The 3010-nt window shown below is 63.7% G+C and carries 3 protein-coding genes and 1 pseudogene; 2 read left to right on the top strand and 2 right to left on the bottom strand.

The genetic code is table 11. The annotated features are described in order from the left end of the window. A pseudogene (locus AC1DY5_RS49460) lies at positions 1 to 293 on the top strand (hypothetical protein); the annotation flags it as partial. Positions 294 to 1194: 901 nt separating this feature from the next. Further along, complete coding sequence (locus tag AC1DY5_RS49455; protein WP_478121642.1) at positions 1195 to 1428, top strand: hypothetical protein; 234 nt, start codon at positions 1195 to 1197, stop codon at positions 1426 to 1428. Here the strand turns inward: AC1DY5_RS49455 and AC1DY5_RS49450 are convergent. After that, on the bottom strand, positions 1392 to 1832 hold the full coding sequence (locus AC1DY5_RS49450) for a hypothetical protein (protein WP_478121641.1): 441 nt from the start codon (positions 1830 to 1832) through the stop codon (positions 1392 to 1394). The genes AC1DY5_RS49455 and AC1DY5_RS49450 overlap by 37 nt on opposite strands. 110 nt (positions 1833 to 1942) lie before the next feature. Then, positions 1943 to 2233 (bottom strand): hypothetical protein, encoded by a 291-nt coding sequence (locus AC1DY5_RS49445; protein WP_478121640.1) that lies wholly within the window; start codon positions 2231 to 2233, stop codon positions 1943 to 1945. Positions 2234 to 3010: the final 777 nt, after the last annotated feature.

The raw sequence follows: 3010 nt of genomic DNA, 5'->3' as shown, positions 1-3010 counted from the left end.
GCACAGTGGCGAACGACCGCTCCAAACAGCCCAACCAGCACGACATCCTCACCGGCACGCGACCGGACGGCAGCGCGCCCGCGTCGTTCCCGAACCAGCCCGACATGACCTGCGGCGAGTGGACGAAGAACGGCGCCGGCTCGGCCATCGTCGGCCACTTCGACCGCTCGGGTCCCAGCCAGGACCCCTGGGCGGTGTCATGGAACTCCTCGCACAACACCGCGGGCTGCGGCAAGGATGACCTGCCGAAGACCGGCGGAGCCGGGCTGTTCTACTGCTTCGCGGCGGATTGATCCGCCTCGGCAGGTGCAGATCCACGGCAAGCTTTGAAAGCGCGTCGACACGTCGCGCGGCTGCACTGGGAGGAAAGTGAGCGGTCGGTCGCGGATCGCCAACATCCCCTTTCTCGCCAGAGCCGACGCACGTGAAGCTTGAGTCGAAGGTCGGCTCAGGGTCGGGAGCCCCAGTTGGCGGACTGTGGAAGCGTGGAAGCTGCCACCGGTGGGTCAGCCCCGTGGGTGCGGGCTCATGTCACCGGCTTGACGTCCAACGTCCGGCAGGTTCCGAGGCACAGCGGCCATCCGCCTGGGCGATCGACGAATGGCAGGTTCCGGCGGCGGCTGTCGCTCAATCTCGGAGCCTGAGTGACAGCAGCCAGTCTTGAGCTGCCGCCCGATTGGCGCGGTCCAAGGACCGGTGATGGCCGGGACTGCCTGTTCGCCAAACTCGCCTATAGCGGTCGTTGGCCAACCGGGCCGATCGCGCCGAAGGTCAGCTGTCAGGCACGGCCGCGAATTGGTGCTCGCGGCCACTACCAGCCACTAATGTGAATGCCAGAAAGCAGCCGTACGACCCCGCTCTCAACCCCTTCCAGCCATTCGGTTTCCTGAACTGGTCGACAAATGTCAGTCACTCGCCCGGTGCGCCTGAAGAACGGCCCGGGGCAGGCAAGCGCGGGCGTGGAACATGCGCGACCACCCGCTCCATGAACTCAATCGACGACATCACCAAGTGCGTCGTACCCTACGCATTCGACATTGCCCGGCGGCGTTGAACTGCGCGCATTTCGCAGGTCAACGGCGCTCCCCGGCGCGTTGGCAATCTCCCGCAAGCACTTTTGGCTTGTCAACTCGCTGTCGCCGGATCATGCTCTCTCACTCACTCCCGCGCTGGGAAGCGGGCAAAAGGGCACCGATGCTCTATGAATTCGATAAGCTCTTTGTCCTCAGCGACCTGCACCTGGGAGGCCCGCCGGGCCGTCGCGCGTTTCGCGAACAGGACGCCTTGGTCTGGCTGATCAACCTGGCGCGTGAAGACGCGGCCCCGCGCGTGGCCATGGTGATCAACGGCGACATCTTCGACTTCCTGGCCATTCGACCCGACGCGGCAGCCTACATCTTGCGCAGGTACAGCCGCGTCTCGGCATGAGGCGGCACGCCGAGGTAGTGCTCCAACGCGCGTCCGCCGGCGGGACCAGGAGAGTGGTTCTTGCCGATGTCGGGCCCATGCATGCGGAGCCGCGCGCGGCGCGTGCCGTGATCCCGGCGCGGAAGCGGTCCGCGGCCGCGGCTCACTCCGGCTTTGAGTCGATCGACTTCAGCACGACGCCGATTGCAAGATTGCAACGTCAAGTTCGGACACGACTTCAAGGGCATGCGCCAGGCCGCGATGGCCGCCGAAGTCGAAGCCCGCACGGGCGTGCGGCCTAACGCTTCCTGGTGCAGGAGATGGTGAGCGGCGGTACCGAGCTGATCCTCGGCATGCACCGTGACGCCCTGCGCAGCGCGATCCTGCTGGGCATTGACGGCCGAGCTGTTCAAGGACACCACCATGCGCTCCCACCGCAGGGTGGCCTGAGCCGCGCCAAAGCGCTCGCGTTGTTTTGGCGCGCAGTGCTTCAAATCGGGCGCCGTTACCGCGGCCTCCCAAGGTCAATTGCGCGCTATTTGATCTGCAGGATGACTGAACCTTCGGTAACGGCGGGCGGATGCGTGCCCACATTCGAGGCATTCTTCTGAATCCAATCGCGAGCGATTCTCACGCTTTCGTCAGCACCTTTCTTGTCTTGGCACACGGTGACCGATATACCGCCATCGGCCGTGCGCAGCAAGGTGTAGCTCACCAAGCCGGGTACCGTCCGAATGGCGGCTTCGACGTCGGACTTGCGCTCTTCCAACAGGTCAAAAAGATTCCTTGACTTGAGATTAGCGTAGGTTCTGATGACTGCATGCATATTGCTTCTCCTTGTGATCTGCCGTCCCGACGCCGAGCCAATTATCATGATACGGCCGCGGCTTTATTGGACTGCGATTACGATGGTCGTGCAACCACGATCGGCACAGTGCCGCTCACGTGCCGACCAGGTGATCGAATAACGCGCCGTGACTGCGTGGCGCTGTTGTCGGTCGAAATGGCCACGTTGGTCGCGCCATGGGCCGTCACCGCGGCCTTGGCGCCGCATTGGCGCGATCTCCCCAGGGGTGCCGGAAAGCAGATGCTCGAGGCAGGTCTGAGCACTGTCCTCACCATCCAGGTCGGATCAAAAAAGGTGACGCAAATCGGAGCGCGAGCGGGTAATGGTGTCGCAACCGGCGAGAGCATGCGACATCAAAAGCGTGTAAGTCCGCGTCGTGCTTAGCGCKGCACCATCATCATCCGCTGACCGGCAGGAGTGGGCCGATTCTGTTGAAAAACTCGGATTCTGCGGCGCGGCGCGCTCGATTTCTGCGTAGGAGACGTCGAAGGTGCACTCGATGTGCCGGGCGACCAACCGCAGCACGAAACTCGCCTGAGCGCCTCTACGCGGCTCTGATGAACATCGATGCAAGACGCGTGCTCTGCGCCCGACATTTGGGCGTCGGCAAGCCTTGTCGCTCGATCGAGTTTTTCAACAGAATTGGCCCTGAGGCGACGTTCACAGGAAGAAGCTAGTACTCCGGTGCATTGCGGAAAGGTCCGAGAGCGACGTGCGCGCGGGGGCTACAGGCTGGCGGGCGCTACACCCTGGCGG

The organism is Variovorax sp. P4_D9, from assembly GCF_056401695.1.
This window is presented reverse-complemented; position numbering and strand designations above follow the sequence as displayed.